Origin of the sequence: Rhizobium sp. UBA1881, from assembly GCF_002338015.1 — a bacterium.
In the GTDB taxonomy this organism is placed as follows: domain Bacteria; phylum Pseudomonadota; class Alphaproteobacteria; order Rhizobiales; family Rhizobiaceae; genus Rhizobium.
The window spans coordinates 2,214-2,898 of record NZ_DDHH01000003.1 but is presented as its reverse complement, the minus strand read 5'-3'; the positions used below and the strand labels follow the sequence as shown (position 1 = coordinate 2,898).

The window sequence follows — 685 nt, the reverse complement described above, 5'->3', positions numbered from 1 at the left end:
GCAGGCCGGCGATCGCCACCACCTCCACCCTGAAACGGTCGATCAGAAACAGAACCAGCATCGCGATCAGCAGGATCAGCAGACATGCTTGTTCTAAGGTCATCAGGTCTTCCGGATTGATGCGCTGCTTTGTGTGTTGACTGAGACTGTAGCGGTTCGCGGCGCGCTGTATAGAGGGGCGGGCGCAGAGCGCGGTCTATAATGAAGCGCACTCTATATAAGGAGCGGACGGCTCAGATCCCGGGCGCGCGCCAGGCGCCTTGTTCGGTGCGGTCGAGCATCGGGGTCGCGAAGACGCCAAAGGTTCGCTCCAGCCATTGCGGGCCGGCCTCGTCAAGCGCCGTGCGCCAGCGCTCGGATTGCAGCATGGCGGCGCCGATCGCGACCGGCTCGATGGAGCAGGCCGACAGCAGCTTGAGGCCGGAGACGATCGAGGTGCCGCTGGAGATGACATCGTCGATCAGCGCAACGCGCCTGCCTTCGAGCAACGGCAGCATGCGCGGATCGATATAGAGGCGCTTCTGCTGGGTGGGAGTGGTGATCGACGACAGCGGCACGGAGAGCTCGTCGCGGTACCAGAACTTCCTGGAGGTGCCGAGCGGCACATATCGCTTGTGCCCGAGTTTCTGCGCCACGGCGGAAGCGAGCGTCAGCCCGAGCGTCGGCAGCCCGGCGACGGCGTCGA

Annotated in this window: 1 protein-coding gene; it reads right to left on the bottom strand. The window is 64.4% G+C overall.

Features of this window, described 5'->3' with window-relative positions; genetic code table 11:
• Positions 1 to 233 precede the first annotated feature (233 nt).
• A partial coding sequence (locus B3605_RS00335) for a phosphoribosyltransferase (RefSeq protein ID WP_296431513.1) occupies positions 234 to 685 on the bottom strand: 452 nt, incomplete at its 5' end.